Origin of the sequence: Bradyrhizobium sp. PSBB068, assembly GCA_016839165.1 — a bacterium.
GTDB lineage: Bacteria > Pseudomonadota > Alphaproteobacteria > Rhizobiales > Xanthobacteraceae > Bradyrhizobium.
In genome coordinates this window covers 5,711,429-5,725,618 of record CP069300.1, presented here as the reverse complement: position 1 = coordinate 5,725,618, position 14,190 = coordinate 5,711,429, and the positions used below count along the sequence as shown (strand labels likewise).

Annotated in this window: 15 protein-coding genes; 7 read left to right on the top strand and 8 right to left on the bottom strand. The window is 64.4% G+C overall.

The window, feature by feature from the left end; all coding sequences use genetic code 11:
* Positions 1-15: 15 nt before the first annotated feature.
* From JQ507_26665 to JQ507_26640, 6 genes are all read right to left on the bottom strand, one after another.
* Complete coding sequence (locus JQ507_26665) at positions 16-228, bottom strand: hypothetical protein (GenBank protein ID QRI68473.1); 213 nt, start codon at positions 226-228, stop codon at positions 16-18.
* Positions 229-611: 383 nt separating this feature from the next.
* The gene (locus JQ507_26660; GenBank protein QRI68472.1) at positions 612-983 is read right to left on the bottom strand and encodes a LuxR family transcriptional regulator; all 372 of its coding nucleotides are present in this window, start codon (positions 981-983) and stop codon (positions 612-614) included.
* A complete protein-coding gene (locus tag JQ507_26655; protein ID QRI68471.1) occupies positions 980-1,846 on the bottom strand; it encodes a serine protease in 867 nt (288 codons plus the stop codon). Before JQ507_26655 ends, JQ507_26660 begins: the two co-directional genes overlap by 4 nt.
* Before the next feature lie 311 nt (positions 1,847-2,157).
* The gene (locus JQ507_26650; protein ID QRI68470.1) at positions 2,158-2,871 is read right to left on the bottom strand and encodes a response regulator; all 714 of its coding nucleotides are present in this window, start codon (positions 2,869-2,871) and stop codon (positions 2,158-2,160) included.
* Positions 2,864-4,492: a DUF4118 domain-containing protein gene (locus JQ507_26645; GenBank protein ID QRI68469.1), complete on the bottom strand. Its 1,629-nt coding sequence runs from the start codon at positions 4,490-4,492 to the stop codon at positions 2,864-2,866. The genes JQ507_26650 and JQ507_26645 overlap by 8 nt, the downstream gene beginning before the upstream one ends.
* Positions 4,493-4,827: 335 nt before the next feature.
* The gene (locus tag JQ507_26640; GenBank protein ID QRI68468.1) at positions 4,828-5,415 is read right to left on the bottom strand and encodes a hypothetical protein; all 588 of its coding nucleotides are present in this window, start codon (positions 5,413-5,415) and stop codon (positions 4,828-4,830) included.
* A gap of 427 nt (positions 5,416-5,842) precedes the next feature.
* Here JQ507_26640 and JQ507_26635 point away from each other — a divergent pair, with 427 nt between their 5' ends.
* The 4 genes from JQ507_26635 to JQ507_26620 all read left to right on the top strand — a co-directional run bounded on the left by JQ507_26635 (position 5,843) and on the right by JQ507_26620 (position 8,898).
* The gene (locus tag JQ507_26635; GenBank protein ID QRI68467.1) at positions 5,843-7,477 is read left to right on the top strand and encodes an outer membrane beta-barrel protein; all 1,635 of its coding nucleotides are present in this window, start codon (positions 5,843-5,845) and stop codon (positions 7,475-7,477) included.
* A 61-nt stretch (positions 7,478-7,538) separates the two neighbouring features.
* Positions 7,539-8,282, top strand: coding sequence for a porin family protein (locus JQ507_26630; protein QRI68466.1), 744 nt, complete (start codon positions 7,539-7,541; stop codon positions 8,280-8,282).
* 17 nt (positions 8,283-8,299) lie between these two features.
* Positions 8,300-8,473: a hypothetical protein gene (locus JQ507_26625; protein QRI68465.1), complete on the top strand. Its 174-nt coding sequence runs from the start codon at positions 8,300-8,302 to the stop codon at positions 8,471-8,473.
* Positions 8,474-8,682: 209 nt separating this feature from the next.
* Positions 8,683-8,898, top strand: coding sequence for a hypothetical protein (locus JQ507_26620; protein ID QRI68464.1), 216 nt, complete (start codon positions 8,683-8,685; stop codon positions 8,896-8,898).
* A gap of 5 nt (positions 8,899-8,903) precedes the next feature.
* On the opposite strand, the gene JQ507_26615 is transcribed toward JQ507_26620, so the two are convergent.
* Entirely contained in the window at positions 8,904-9,878 is a 975-nt protein-coding gene (locus tag JQ507_26615; protein QRI73525.1) for an AraC family transcriptional regulator, read from the bottom strand.
* A 315-nt stretch (positions 9,879-10,193) separates the two neighbouring features.
* On the opposite strand from JQ507_26615, the gene JQ507_26610 reads away from it, so the two are divergent.
* Complete coding sequence (locus tag JQ507_26610) at positions 10,194-10,643, top strand: cupin domain-containing protein (GenBank protein ID QRI68463.1); 450 nt, start codon at positions 10,194-10,196, stop codon at positions 10,641-10,643.
* Between the two features lie 118 nt (positions 10,644-10,761).
* The gene (locus JQ507_26605) at positions 10,762-12,255 is read left to right on the top strand and encodes an NAD(P)/FAD-dependent oxidoreductase (GenBank protein QRI68462.1); all 1,494 of its coding nucleotides are present in this window, start codon (positions 10,762-10,764) and stop codon (positions 12,253-12,255) included.
* A 56-nt stretch (positions 12,256-12,311) separates the two neighbouring features.
* On the opposite strand, the gene JQ507_26600 is transcribed toward JQ507_26605, so the two are convergent.
* A complete protein-coding gene (locus JQ507_26600; GenBank protein ID QRI68461.1) occupies positions 12,312-13,037 on the bottom strand; it encodes an alpha/beta hydrolase in 726 nt (241 codons plus the stop codon).
* A gap of 155 nt (positions 13,038-13,192) precedes the next feature.
* Between JQ507_26600 and JQ507_26595 the strand changes: the two genes are divergently transcribed.
* On the top strand, positions 13,193-14,173 hold the full coding sequence (locus tag JQ507_26595; protein QRI68460.1) for a helix-turn-helix domain-containing protein: 981 nt from the start codon (positions 13,193-13,195) through the stop codon (positions 14,171-14,173).
* The last annotated feature ends 17 nt before the right edge of the window (positions 14,174-14,190 follow it).

Here is a 14,190-nt window from a genome sequence, read left to right as displayed (position 1 = left end):
GCATGGAGCGATGGGCTAGTCAGCTCGTTTCGGCTTCCCGCGTTCCACGCTCTTCAATTCGCGATCGATCAACATACAGACGCGGCGCTGCGCCAGCAGGCCGAGGCGCGCGCGCGTGGTGCCGCGCTTGGTCGTGCCGTTGATTTCGAATTTCCAGCTCCAGAGGTCGGGTTCGATGTTGCTGAGTGTGTATTCAATGTCCCGGTGGCGATAGATCAGCTTCTTCATGCCGTTTCTTTTTGTTGGCGGAAGCTTGCATATCGAGATCGCGAAGATGTCTGTATCCGGACGACTACTTACACAATTGGTCTAAGCGTCCGCGTGGTGGAATTTTCGCAATCACTGAGTTGGGGTCGTTGTCCCGGGGCTATGACTCACAAACCGTGCCGCACACTTGCTGTCGTCCCGGCGAAGGCCGGGACCCATTGCCACGCATGCGAATTGTTGTGCGACGCCGGGGCCGCGATCCCGCTCATCACCGAGCGCGGTGGTTATGGGTCCCGGCCTTCGCCGGGACGACGCGCGGAAGGAGCCGTGTGCTCAACACTCTCCGGTGTCACCGCCCGGCGATGACATCGGAGATGAGTGGCGCGGGACAGCGAATAGCGGGTTCACAAATTGATCACCCCGCGCCGTGCAGCGTGCGCGACGGCGTCGGTGCGGCCGGTGGCGTCGAGCTTGTCGAGCAGGGAGCCGACATGAAATTTTGCGGTGTGGACGGAGATCCCGAGCCGCTGCGCGATCATCTTGTTGGACGCGCCCTCGGCCAGCAGCGCCAGCACGTCGAGCTCGCGCGGCGTCAGCTCGAAGTCGCCGCCCGCTGCCTCGCGGTTGCGTGCGACGATCGTAGCCGTTGCCTGCTCGCCCGGCGCGGCAAGGCGCAGGCCGGCGACGCTGCCGAGCAACGTCGCCAGCCGGTCGGCGAGCACGGGGTCGTCGATCTCGAGCGCAATGACGATGTCGGAGGCAGGCTCACTGTTCACGTCTCGGGCCTTTCGCCGACCTTCACCTTGAAGCTCATCGGCTCGCCGCCGCGATGCACGGTGAGCTCGACGACGCTGCCGACGCTCTGCGGTCCGAGGCCGCGCGACAGCGCCCGCACGCCCGACAGCTTCTCCCCATTGACCGCAACGATCACGTCGCCCTGGCGGATGCCGGCGGCAGCCGATGGGCCGGCCTTGTCGATATTCATCACCATCGCGCCGAGGCCATCTTCGAGACGGACTGGCTGCAGCCCGAGGCCGAGATATCCGCGCGCGATGCGGCCGCTTGTCTCGAGTTGGGTTGCGATCCGCTCGATGGTCACAGCCGGGATCGTCAGCACGCGGCGCGGACCCAGCACCGCCATGCCGAACGGCATGCCGCTCGCGTCAAGCGCCAGCCCGCCCTGCTGGCTGTGCCGCAGCCGGATGTCGAGCTCGATCCGGGCGTCGATCTCGCCTCCGCGCAGGCTGCGCCAGGCGGCGCCTGACCGCGAGACCATGCCGAGCCGCGCGACCGGTGCGCCGCGGTCGGCGGCGACCAGCACCGCGAGCGCTCCGAGTGCCGGGATGTCGGTCGACAGCTTGATCGGCGCGACGTCGCCATTGACGCGCAGCAGGGCGATGTCGGTGGTGTGGTCGCGTCCGGCGACGGCTGCTGGCCTGCGGCTGCCGTCGGCGAACTGGATCTCGATCTCGCCCTCGTCGGCCAGCGCTTCGTCGGCGGTGACGATCAGGCCCGCTTTCCAGACAAAGCCGGAGGCGCGCGCGCGATGCGAATGCACGGAGACGACCGATGGCGCGGCGCGCGCGATGGTCGCCGATAGGGCTGGTGACAGCGAGGCAAGGATGTTCGGTTCGGTCATGGGAAACTCCGTTGGCTTCCCGCAATCTGGGATGTTGCGGCCGGCGGCGAAACTGGCCGGATGGGCAGGGCCGCAGGGCGCCCTGGGTGCCCGACCCGGTCAGCCCCGGTCGCGAGTCCTCAAGCCAAGCAGGGCGAAGCCCGCGATCAGCGCGACCACGATCAGCATCCAGATCTGGCCCTCGAAGCCGAGGAAGTGAAACGGTTGAATCAGGAACTGCACCGCGTGCCCCTTTTCGGGGCACGCTAAGGCTTTCTCGGTCAGAAATATATTATTTTTGTATATATGCCGGCCGGCGGCCGGCCGGATGCTCAATCGGCAACGCTGGTCTCCAGCCGGTTCTCCAGCCGATAGCCAACCCCGGACTCGGTGACGAGCAGGCGGGGCTGGTTCGGGTCGGTTTCGATCTTCTGGCGCAGCTTGCGCACCAGGATGCGGAGATACTGGATGTTGTCGCGCTGATTGCCGGTCCAGATCTCCTTCAGCAGCTGATCGTGCGTGACCACCAGGCCGACATGGACCGCCAGCACGTGCAGCAGGCGATATTCCTTCCGCGTCAGTTTGATCCTGGTCTGGTTCAGCAAAACGGCCCGGCTGACGAGATCGACGGAGAGCGGACCGACCACGACCACCGGATTCTCGGTGCTGCTCTTGAAATAGCGGCGCAACGCGGCGTCGCTGCGCGCCAGCAGCTCGGCCATGCCGAACGGTTTCACGACATAGTCGTCGGCCCCTGCCTGCAACAGGCGAACCTTCTCGTCCTCGTCGGATTCGACTGAGAGCACGATCACCGGAACATTGGACCAGGAGCGCAGCCGCTCCAGCGCCTCGCTGCCGTGCAGGTCGGGCAGACCGAGATCGAGGATGACCAGATCGGGGGCATTGAAGGTCGCGATCTTCAAGCCGTCAGCGGCGTTCTCGGCCTCGACGACGGAGAAGCCGTGGATTTCGAAGCCTGCGTGCAGGAAACGCCGGATCTTCGGCTCGTCGTCGATCAGCAGGACAAGGTTACGCGGCTTACTCATCGTCGGAGGTCACCAATTCCGGATCCAGGGCGTGCTGGACCGGTAGCAAGATCGATGCCGTTGTCCCGAGGCCCTGGCCGCGGCTGGCGATCTCCACGGTGCCGTCATGCGCCCTGATGAAGGTCGATGCGATCCAGAAGCCGAGCCCGGAGCCGGGGACGCTTGCCTGATGGCGCGGGCTGCGGAATGACTTGCGGCCGAGGTGGCGCTGCTCGTCCGGTGTGACGCCGACCCCTTGGTCGATGATCGACATCACGACGTGCCCGCGGTCATAACGGGTCTGCACTGATATCGTCGACCCGGACGGGGAGTATTTGGCGGCGTTTTCCAGCAGCTGGCCGCAGGCCTCCTCGATCAACCCGGAATCGACTTTGAGCAGCGGAAGGTCGTCGTCAAATCCGATCTCGAGATGATGCGCCGCCAGCCGCCGCGCACGGGCCTTGATCGCGGCGTTGACGATGTCGCGCGGGTCGGACCATTCGAGGCGGGGCGTCAGCCCGCCGGCCGTCACGCGCGTCGCGTTCAGAAGGTTGCGGATGTGGCCGTCGAGCCGAATCACTTCATCCCTGACCGCTTCGACCAGCGAGCGCAACCGGTCATCGGTCGCGACAGCTGGCATCTCCCGCATGACGCTCACCGATCCCTGGATCGCGGCGAGTGGCGAGCGCAGTTCGTGCGAGAGCGTGCCGTGGAAGGCGTCCCGCAACAGCTCGGCCTGCAGATGCAGTCTCGCGTCGTCCATCGCCTTGCCGATATCGAGCCGTTGCAGGGTCAACGAGACCTCTTCGAGCACCGCTTCGACCCGGCGCGCGCGCAATTTGATCGCATCATGGGTGCCGCGACCGACATTGATGGCGATGACCCCGTGCACCACGCTTTTCGATCCGATGGCGCGGAGCAGCCACACCTCCTGGGTCTGTTCATCGACGACACTGCGATCTGTCGCGCCGACGGCGACGGCCATCGCCGCAACGCTTTCCTGGACGGCGGGCGGAGCCGCACCCGATCCAGGCGAAGATTCGAAATGACCTCCCGCGGACGCGACGAACAGCGCCGCGCGCTGGCCGAGCGTATGCGCCAGATAATGCCTGATGGCATCGATCAGGTCGGAGATGGTGAAGCAGGCGGCCAGGCGTTTGGAGAGCTCATAGAGATGCTGAATCTCCCGCTCGCGCCGACGCAGCCTTTCGGTTTCCTGTTGCAGGCGCGATGCCAGATTGCTGCTCACCAGCGCGACGACGAGGAAGACGAGGAGGTCGATGGCTTCCTGCGGGCTATCGACCCGGAGGCTGTAGAGCGGCGTGAAAAAGAAGAAGTCGGCTGCGGCGATTGCGGTCAGCGAGGCCAGCGTGCCCGACCAGATGCCCCATCTCGTGGCTGCAAAGATCACCGGGATCAGATAGGCGATCGGCACCAGATTCGCGGCGATCGGCTCGTCGAGCACCAACAGGACCGCCGTGATGATTGCGACTGATCCGACCGACCACAGCAGGGGCAGGACGTCGGCCCACACCGCCAGCCTTGGCTTCGCGTCGAAGCCCGGCGCGAACACATGCTCCGCTTCCGAGCGGCGCGCGCGGACATGCGCGAGCCGTTGAAACAGGGGCAGGGAGTAGATCAATGATTTCGCCTTCGTAGACAAAGACACCGGAAGATCCCCGTCACGGCCATCCCGGCCAGCACGAAATCCGTCCCTGCAACATCCGATGGGAACGCTGACGACGCGAGGTTCAGCGCCGTCAGAACGGCGTATGCCCTCGCCAATGATTCAACGTTCGACCGTCGGGTGCTGCTCCGATGTCACCAACTACCCAGCGAGCCGAGCATTCCCCAGGAACGGATAGAAAATCCATGTTGTTGAGGCGGACGAGAAATATAAAATAAATAGTCGCGGTGCGAGACCGGCGGCCGAGGGGTCGATCGCGCGCCGGTGAGGCACCACGGTGCCATGCGTCCTCAGCGCCGCTCGAGCAGAGCGGCATCATCCGACTTCTGCAGCAGCTCACCGACATAGCTGAGCGCCAGCCGTTCGCCGGCAAGCTCCGGCCTCGACGCGCGGTAGAGGCTGAACTCGCCGGTCTGGCTCGCCCGCGGCGGCGTCAGCTTGGCAATCGCGGTCGCGCTGAAATACTTCGGCGGGTAGAGATAGAAGTCCATCAGCGGCGTCTGCGAGCCGCCGGGTTGCCGCTTCAGCACCGCAAGCGCGCGCACGCCGGCCTCCGGATAGAGCGCGGTCCAGCCCGCAAAGCTGCTCGCCAATATCTCCAGCGACAGGATCGCCGTCGCGATCTCCACAAAACCCTGGTTGGACTTCTTGGCGCTTCGGGTCGTCGAGGCCTTGCGCAGCCGCTGCCTGAATTCGTGATGCCGTTCGATGAACGGCCCGAGCCGCGCCCGCCACAGCATGTCGGGCAGGCAGGCATAGCCATGGATGTCGTGATAGCTCTCGATCAAGTTGCGGCATTGCGCCGTGAGATCGGCCGGCAGGAAATTCAGATCGATGTCGCCGATCTCTTCGCTCGCACTGTTGATCACGTTGGCCACGATGCGCGGCGCTCCGTTGCACCTGCGGCGAGGATTCGCCGGATGAAGTCAGCCTAGCCGCTGCGCGCGTATATCTTCGATGCGGTTTCACGACGATCTGCGTAGCAATAAAATAGCGCGCGCGTTGATGAGGGACGCTGCACCAATCGAGCTATGGCGGAAATGGCACAGGTCGCGTGGATTCTCTCGCACCGCAACGCGCGGCTGTCACAAAACCTTACGATTCTTGCCGAGTTCTTCAGCAATCGCTGATGCAAATGACGCGTATCTGCGCAGGCGGGGCGAAGCCCGTCGTTCCGGATATTTTATCTTAATGAAACCGCGGCGAGACCCGTATCGCCTTTTTCTCAAGCCCCCACGAAAGATTACACAGACGTTAATCGCGAGAGCGCTCGAAGCGTCGGTAGCAATATCCTGGGGCATAATCATGAAGAGACTTGTTTTGGCGGGCGTATCGTTGACGGCGCTGAGCCTGTTCAACGCGGCACACGCAGCCGACGCCAATCCGCCTTTGTTGAAGGCGCCGTCATCGACGTGCGATCCTTACAAGAATTACTCCTGCCTCGATAGCTATCTCGGCAGTGACTTCTTCACGCGGTTCGTCAACTATTACCGGCTCGAATGGGGCCACGATTCTGCACCGTCGGATCCGAAAGCGCCGCCGTCCCGCCGCGACTATTGGCCGGCGACGCCGCAAAGCACGCCGCCGATGCCGTTCACGGAATGGCCGTATGGCGGCACGACCAGCATTGGCGTGACGCGGCCGAGCTCGGTCGACAGCCCGTTGATGGCGGCGCTCGGCACGACGCCCGCGGGACAGTGGATGAACGACGCGCATATTCAGGTCTACGGCTGGATCAATGCCGGCGGCAATCTGAGCTCCAACACGGTGCGCGGCGGCAACGCGCCGGCCGCGTACGATTACAATCCGAATACGGTCCAGCTCGACCAGGCGGTGCTCTACATCGAGCGCCTGCCCGACACGGTCCAGAAGGACCACGTCGACTGGGGCTTCCGCATCGCTCCGATCTACGGCGAGAACTATCGCTACACGACCGCGTACGGCCTGTGGAGCAATCAGCTGCTGAACCAGAACAAGAACTATGGCTACGACCTGCCGATGGCTTACGGCGAGGTCTTCATTCCGCAGATCGCCGAAGGCCTGCTGCTGCGCTTCGGACGCTTCATCTCGATCCCCGACATCGAGGCCCAGCTCGCGCCGAACAACTACATGTACACGCACTCGATGACGTACACGTTCGACAACTACACCAACACCGGTCTTCAGAGCACGCTGGCGGTCACCAAGAACTGGATGCTGCAGCTGGGCGTTTCGGTCGGCAGCGACACCATGCCGTGGAATGCCAACGCGAAGATCGCCAACCCGTCCCCCAACCCGCTGTTCCCCGGCACCACCATGTTGAAGGATCCGGGTGCGGTGCCGAGCATCACCGGTGGCGTGCGCTGGACCAGCGATTCCGGCAACGACAGCGTCTATGTCGTCGCCGACGCGATCAACAGCGGCACATGGGGTTACAACAACCTGCAATGGTACGGCCTGACGGCGTACCACAAGTTCAACGAGCAGTGGCATATCTCGTTCGAGACCTACAATCTGCACCAGAACAATGTGCTGAACGCCAACAATCCCGCTGCAATGGCTGCTTTCAATGCTGGTGGGACGCCGTTCTCGCCGCAATACCTGCCGTTCAACGCGCCGGGCCTCGCCCAGTGCAGCAGCGCTGCGGTGTTCGCCTGCACGGCGTCGGTGCAGACCTATCTCGCCTACCTGAACTACAAGGCGTCGCCGCTCGACAACATTTCGTATCGGATCGAGTTCTACGACGACAAGCAAGGTCAGCGCACGGGCGTGAAGACGCGCTACGTCGAGACCGGCATCGGCTGGCAGCACTGGTTCTCACCGCAGATCGAGATCCGGCCCGAGGTCTCTTACTACAAGTCGCTGGATGCGAATGCGTTCAACGGCAACTCCAACCTCGGCATCGCCCCGACCAAGAACTTCGCTCTGATCGGTTCGGCGGACATCATCATTCATTTCTGACCGCGAGCGCGCCCGGCATGCCCGCCGGGCATTTCGTCAGAACAAGGGACAGGGGAAAAACATGAAGCGAATTCTTCTCACATCCGCAGCGCTCACGCTGCTGGCTGCCGCCTCGCCGGTGCTCGGCGCCGACCTTCCGATGTACACCAAGGCGCCCGCGATCGCGGCGCCGGCTTACGACTGGTCGGGCTTCTATGTCGGCGTGTTCGGTGGCGGCGGCTACGGCAACCACAATCTCAACAACGCGCTCGGCCCGGCCGGCTTCGCCAACTACACCATCAACTACTCCTCCACTGGCGGAATCGCGGGCGGCGAGCTCGGCTACAACGTGCAGAGCGGCAACATCGTGGTCGGCGTCGAAGCCGACGGTTTCTGGTCCGGCATCAAGGGTAGCGATGTCGATCAATTCAACGCCGGCACCTTGCCGATCGGCTCGGTTGACGCGACCAGCCTTCGCGACGGCTTCACGCTTCGCGCCCGCGGCGGTATCGCCGTCGACCGCTTGCTTCTGTTCTTCACCGGCGGCTGGGCCTATGGCGAATTCCAGCACACCAACACCGATCCGGTGTTCGGCGTCGATCGGTTCAGCGCCAACAGGAGCGGCCTGACCGCAGGCGGCGGCATCGCCTATGCGATCACCAACAATCTGATCGGCAAGTTCGAGTATCGCTACTACGACTTCGGCCGATACGAGCGCGCGGCGCCGCTGAACGCGCAGATCCCCTACACCGTCGACAACACCTACTCGGTCGTGACGCTTGGCCTCGACTACAAGTTCGGCGGTCCGGTGGTCGCGAAATACTGAACGGGCAGGAGGAAGGCATGACAGTCGCGACGTTGAAGCAGGCGTTGTTGCGCTGCATCGTGGTTGCCGGTCTTTGCGCCACGGTTGCCGGCTGCGCCAGTGAGGTGACAATCCCGGCGGCCGATGGCTCCGCCGGCAATCACATGCGCTACTATGGCGGACCGAAATCGCCGATGTGGTCGGGCCAATAGGTGTTCCGAATTGTACTTGGTCGGATTCAGCCGGGTGCCGCTTTCTTGATCGACGCAATAGGTTGTCCAAAAAATCGGCAGCTGATGATTTTTGTTGCGGTTCGGCGGATTTGAGATCAGCATCGCTCCTCATTAACGAGGCGCCGAGCAGAGGCGTCGTCTAGGAAACGCCCGTTGCTATTCGGTGTCTCAGCCTCCTGGAGGGTGCGATGCTGAAGTCTGTTGTCACTCTGATCGGCATTCTTGCGATGACCGGGTTGCTGGCGCCGGTCGCTCACGCCGGTGCTTCCGCCAGTGCGCCGTCGAAATACGCACAGCGTTCGCAGCAGACGACGCGCGTGCATATGGTCAAGCAGACCAGGCGGATCGACGCGCCGATCACCGATTTTTCGGCGCAGGCAAGGACGGCGTCGTTTCACCGCTAGGCCGCTCAGCTCAGCCGCTGCAGGGTCGCCTTCGGGCTCTCGCCGAACTTGGCGCGGTAGGCGCTTGCCATCCGGCTCAGATGGGTAAAGCCGAGGTCGAATGCAATGTCGACGATGCGTTCGCCCGGCCGCGCCGTCTTGAGGCGGGCATTGAGATGCGCGAGGCGGATGTCGAGCAGCATTTCGGACACGGTGGTGCCGAAGTGGCGGCGGAAGCCGAGTTGCAGCGCGCGGACGCCGGTGCCGGCGATCTCCGCGAGCTCGGCGAGATCCAGCGGCTCGGTCGCGCGGGTTTCCAGATAGGCCCGCACCCGCTTCAGCGCCGCCGGCTGCGCCTCGGTGCGGCCGTTGAAGACATCGATCGCCGAGCTCAGGCTGTGCCGCTGGTCGTTGAGCAGGACGTTGAGCAATTGTTCGCGCCAATCGGCCGCCGCGACCGCCGACAGCGATTTGCGCGGCCCGAGCCGCTCGGCCGTCGTCACGAGCTGCTCGATCCTGGCCGAGAGCGCCTGCCCGAGCGGCCCGCTCAGTTCAACCGCCGGATCGAATTCGACCGGCCGCACCGTCGCGCCGCCAAGCGCAGCAGCACGATGCTCGACCAGCTTGCGGTCGAGCAGCAGGATCAGCTGGGCGCAGTCGCCGCGCCAGGTCATTTCGGTTGGAATGGTCGGCGATAGCAGCGATGCGCAGTGTCGCGGTCCGGTGGTGAGCTCGCGCGCGGCGGTCCGCACCGCGGCCGAGCCGGACAGCGGCATCTGCAGCAGGAAGAAGCGGTCGAGGCAGCCCGGATTGATCGCGACCGATCCGCCATAGGCGACATAGTTGACCGAGAAGCCGTCGAAGTCTGCGCAATTGTGATGCGCGGAGAAATCGCGCTCGGAATGATCGACCGGTGTCAGGTCGTGCGGACAGAAGATGCGGCCGATCGCTTCGGCTGCGTCGTCGACGCGGGCGGTGGCGACGCGCGCGAAATCCTTCAGCCTTGCCCTCGCGGGATCTGCTCTTGTTGAAACCTCGTCGCCAACAACAGTCACGCCGGCCGTCCGGAGTTGTTTGAGGTCTAAAATATCACGCAGCCTAGTCCATTCGCCGGCAGAGGGGAACGCCGTTTCGTCGCGCAATCTGCCCGATCGGCGCGCACACAGCTGCAGCGGCGTCGGGCAGGAACGACGGGCTCGATGCTCCCGCACTGCAGCATGGTCGCACTGCTTGCGGATTCGTTTATCGGCTAGACAGCCCCACCGGCCGGCGACAGGCTCCGTGTCCGTAATACGCAGCAAACTGGAGAGGCTGACATGGGCACGCTCGAAAAAGGCATTACCCGCACCGGCACCGGCTACGGCGGCAAGACCTGGAATATCCTCGGCCAGGTCTATTATCCGAAAGCGGTCACCGACTCGACCTTCGCGTTCGAGACCAACAGCGATCCCGGCCAGTTCGTGCCGGTACACATCCACCCGACCCAGGACGAATTCATCCTGGTGCAGGAGGGCGTGCTCGACCTCAAGCTCGACGGCGTCTGGGTGCAGGCGAAGGCCGGCGACCTCGTGCGCATGCCGCGCGGCATTCCGCACGGCTATTTCAACAAGTCGGACAAGCCGGCGCGGGCGCTGTTCTGGGTGTCGCCGATGCAGAAGCTCGAGGCGCTGTTCGAGAAGCTGCACAATCTGCAGGACCCCGTCGAAGTGGTGCGTATTTCCGCCGAGCACGAGGTGGACTTCCTGCCGCCGGAAGCCAACGACTAGGCCGGCTGCCAAACAGACGATGCACACGAGGCGGCAATCGCCGGAGCTGGCTCCGGCGATGTCGAGGATGTGCGCGCTGACGAATTTTGCGTCTGTTCATTCATATGGGAGCGGTTTCATGGTCAAGCAGAAGCATGTGTGCGTCATCGGCGCCGGCATTTCCGGGCTCGCCGCCGCCAAGGCCTTCGCCGGGCGCGGCCACAAGGTGACCATCATCGAGCGCAGTGGCGATCTCGGCGGAGTCTGGGAGCCGGTGCGTTCTTATCCCGACGTGCAGACCCAGAGTCCGAAGGAGCTCTATCGCTACACCGACAAGGCGATGCCGGAGTCCTATCCGGAATGGCCGAAGGGCCCGCAGGTCCACGCCTATCTGCGCGACTACGCGCGCAGCCATGGGCTCGACGGCGCAATGCGGTTCAACACCAGGGTCGAGGGCATGAAGCGGCGCGCCGACGGCAGGCCGGGCTGGACGCTCGCGCTGCGCTCCACTGACGGCGCCACCGGCCATGAGGATTTCGACTTCGTCGCGGTCTGCACCGGGCAGTTCAACGAACCGCAGTCACTGCCGCTGCCCGGCGAGGACGGCTTCAAGGCACAGGGCGGCCAGATCCTGCATTCGTCGCAATACGCCGATCCTGATCTCGCCAAGGGCCGCAAGGTGGTCGTGCTCGGCGGCTCCAAATCCGCGACCGACATCGCGGTGAACGCGGTCAATTCCGGCGCCAGCGAGGTCACCATCGTGTTTCGCGAGCCGGTGTGGCGGATTCCCTATTTCATCGGCGGCCTCGTCAACTTCAAGCGCATCCTCTACATCCGCGCGCAGGAGCAGATGTTCGCGAGCTGGGGCATCGGTCCGATGGGCCGCCTCGCGCATGCCGTGGCAAAGCCGTTCGTCTGGGCGAACTGGCGCGGGCTCGAGAGCATGCTGAAGATGCAGCTCAAGCTGAAGCAGTGCGGCATGGTGCCGAAGGAGCGGATAGAGGACGGCGTCAACTGCTCGGTGCCGATCGCAACCCCGGGCTTCTATCCGATGGTCGCCGACGGCCGCATCAAGGCGGTGCAGGGCACCTTCGATCATTATGAGGGCAAGACCATCGTTATGAGCGGCGGCCAGCATGTCGCCGCCGACGTCGCGGTGCTCGCGATCGGCTACAAGCTCGGCGTGCCGTTCCTGCCCGAGGAGTACCAGAAGAAGCTGGTGGAAGCCGATGGGCAATACCGGCTCTACCGGCTGATCGCCAATCCCGATCTGCCGGACATGGGCTTCGTCGGCTTCAATTCGAGCTTCTGCACCGTGCTGTGCGCGGACCTCGCCGCGAACTGGCTGGTGCGCTATGCCGACGGGCAGCTCGCACGGCAGCCGAGCGCGGCCGAGATGCGCGACAACATCGAAATGATGCTGAACTTCAAGCGCGTCGGGCGTCCCGCCGCCGGCGTCTATGGAGGGCTATGCGTCGCGCCCTATCACTTCAAGCATTTCGACGAGCTGCTCGCGGACATCGGCACCAAGGCCTCGCGCCGCAACCCGCTCGTCGAAAAGTTCACGCCGCCGGACGCGGACGCCTATGCGCGCTTCCTTGCGACCGCGCCGGTGTACAAGGCAGTCGCGTAACGCATGATCCGGAAAAGTGCGAAGCGGTTTTCCGAAGAGATCATGCGACTCAAAAGTCAGTCGCGGCCGGCATCCATGAAGGCCTGCGCGAGGCGTTCGGGATTGGAGAAGCACAGCTCGTGGCTGCCCGGCACCTGGACCAGGCGGAACAGCCCGAGCTTCTCCGACAGCCGCGGATGCCAGGGCAGGCCGTGCGGCATCGCGGTGTCCTCCGTGCAGTTGACGTAGGATTTCGCGATCGGCATCCCGGCCGGATTGGTCCGCAGGACGATCTTGTCCTGGAAGGTCTTCAGCGGGTGCGGGTTGAGCTTGTCGTAGGCGCGCTGCGCGAGCTCGACATCGGCGTCGTTGATGAAGGCCTCGCGCCAGACCGGGAAAGGCAGCACCACCGAGCCGTCGCCGCGCTCGGCATGGATGGCGTCGAACAGGCCGACATAGTGCGGCGGCACCATGTCGTTGAGGCACTCGCCATTGTTCGGCACGAACGCGTTCCAGTACACCAGCCGGCGGATGCGATTGGCGGTGGCGTCGGCAACGCCTGTTATGACCATGCCGCCATAGCTGTGACCGACCAGCACGATGTCGTTCAGATTGTGCTCAGCAAGATAGTCCACGATCGACTGGATCGCCTCGGCAAGCCCGGAGTCTTTCCTGTCGCCGGGCCGGTTACCCTTGATGGTCGGCGTGTGGACCACGTGGCCGGCCTTGCGGATAGTAGCCGCAACCGGCTCGAACTCGGCGCCGGTATGCCAGGCGCCATGGACGAGAACGTAAGTCGACATGTTGTACCTCCCTGCGTGGTTTGGTCAGATCAATCGCGGCGTCCGGGATGGCTCCGGAATGTGCGCGGGCTTCATGCGGCTCTCGACGGATATTGACCCGGACCCCGGGAACGCGCTTGGCTGTAACCGAACCGGACTGGGCTCGGAGTGAACTGATGCAGCAAATCGCGGCCGCGGATCGCTCGCGCGGGCTGAGCTGGAATACCGCGGACACCAGGCCGGGCGAGCAGTTCGCCTATTATCGCGAGGCGATCTGCCAGGCCTTCATGAACCTGACACCGGAGCAGCCGGCGACGCCCGGATTCCTGGCACGGGTCGAGACGGTCGGGCTCGGCAACGGCGCGATCAATCGGGTCAGCTTCCCCGAGCACGTGGTGCGGCGCTCGGCCGCCGACATCGCCGCATCCAGCCGGCGCTGCTACTATCTCAATCTCAAGCTCGCCGGCCGCTGCCGCATCCAGCAGGCGGGGCGCGAGATCAGCCTGTCGCCGGGCCAGGTCGGAATCTTCGACAGCGGACAGCGCTTCTCGCTGCTGCACGACCGCGGTCCCGTGCTGCAGGTCGCATCGTTCTGGGTGCCGGCCGAGGCGCTGGATGAACGGCTGCGGTCGGCACCGGCGGTGGCCCCGGCGCGGGTGTCGGATGATCCGTTTGTCGGTCACCTCATCGCCGAGACCGCGCAGGTGCTGAATTCGTCGGCGCTGCGCGCCTCGGACGCCGACAATGCGCGGCTGTTCGGCGTGTTGCTCGACCTCGTTGCACTTAGCCTCTCGCGCAGCAGTCGCACAGGCGTTGCCGAGAGCGCGGGCCTTGCGGAGGCGACGTGGCTCGCGCTGCGTCGTGCCGTGGACCGCAGGCTGCGTGAACCCGGCCTCGGCGTTGCCACCATCGCTGCCGCGATCGGCATCAGCGAGCGCTACGTCCATAAATTGTTCGAGCGGGCCGGCACCACATTCGCCAGCTATATGATGGATCGCCGCCTCGACGGTGCGGCGCGCGACCTGAAGGACCCGGCGATCGCCGGGCGCGCGATCGGCGACGTCGCGTTCGACTGGGGCTTCTCTGACCTGTCGCATTTCACCCGGCGGTTCAAGCATCGCTTCGGCTGCACGCCGCGCGACTGGCGTCGCGGCTGAGCAACGTTCGGAAACCG

Coding starts and splice junctions, on each gene's coding strand:
- JQ507_26650 (QRI68470.1), bottom strand. CDS start 2,871: ATGAGTAAGCCGCGTAACCTTGTCCTGCTGATCGACGACGAGCCGAAG.
- JQ507_26630 (QRI68466.1), top strand. CDS start 7,539: ATGAAGCGAATTCTTCTCACATCCGCAGCGCTCACGCTGCTGGCTGCC.
- JQ507_26665 (QRI68473.1), bottom strand. CDS start 228: ATGAAGAAGCTGATCTATCGCCACCGGGACATTGAATACACACTCAGC.
- JQ507_26605 (QRI68462.1), top strand. CDS start 10,762: ATGGTCAAGCAGAAGCATGTGTGCGTCATCGGCGCCGGCATTTCCGGG.
- JQ507_26610 (QRI68463.1), top strand. CDS start 10,194: ATGGGCACGCTCGAAAAAGGCATTACCCGCACCGGCACCGGCTACGGC.
- JQ507_26635 (QRI68467.1), top strand. CDS start 5,843: ATGAAGAGACTTGTTTTGGCGGGCGTATCGTTGACGGCGCTGAGCCTG.
- JQ507_26595 (QRI68460.1), top strand. CDS start 13,193: ATGCAGCAAATCGCGGCCGCGGATCGCTCGCGCGGGCTGAGCTGGAAT.
- JQ507_26655 (QRI68471.1), bottom strand. CDS start 1,846: ATGACCGAACCGAACATCCTTGCCTCGCTGTCACCAGCCCTATCGGCG.
- JQ507_26600 (QRI68461.1), bottom strand. CDS start 13,037: ATGTCGACTTACGTTCTCGTCCATGGCGCCTGGCATACCGGCGCCGAG.
- JQ507_26625 (QRI68465.1), top strand. CDS start 8,300: ATGACAGTCGCGACGTTGAAGCAGGCGTTGTTGCGCTGCATCGTGGTT.
- JQ507_26620 (QRI68464.1), top strand. CDS start 8,683: ATGCTGAAGTCTGTTGTCACTCTGATCGGCATTCTTGCGATGACCGGG.